At 40.8% G+C, this 522-nt stretch carries 1 pseudogene; it reads right to left on the reverse strand.

Going from position 1 to position 522, the window contains the following annotated elements:
- Window positions 1–226 (reverse strand): annotated as a pseudogene (locus A3738_RS27230) (dTDP-glucose 4,6-dehydratase); the annotation flags it as partial.
- Window positions 227–522: the final 296 nt, after the last annotated feature.

The following is a 522-nucleotide window of genomic DNA, read 5'->3' on the forward strand; positions in this document are numbered from 1 at the left end:
TAGACTCAAACCCCAAAGACACTGAACTCTGATCAGCACCGACAGAAGGGCTATCGCTACTGCTACAAGCACTCAAACCAAATGTAGACAGCATGCCTAATGCAGCCATGCCCCCAACACCGCCTTTTAAAACCGCTCTGCGGTTAAAATTCGCTTCCATTACCTCTGAAAAAGGCGCATTGGAACTCTTGTTAAACTTGCGCGGATCAAACGTCGCTTTACTCATTATCACATCCTAAATTTTATGGATTTATCTTGTTTGCGAAAAACTCACGCCGAAGAAACTAGCCGTGTGATGTGACAATTATTTGAAAAAAATATGACGTTTTAGCGGCAAACAATACAGGCATTCATCCACAACAAAGTACGGACTCGCGTCGAAAAAAATACATCTCGCTGAAGTAAAAATGTCATGTTTAAAAAATAGGATGTGTCGCTTTGGAATCACTCGAGTAGGTAAGAAAAATGGGGATTAGTCCAACACAGTTACTGATTATTTTAGCAATCGTAGCCTTACTATTT

It is taken from the genome of Oleiphilus sp. HI0066 (assembly GCF_001635725.1).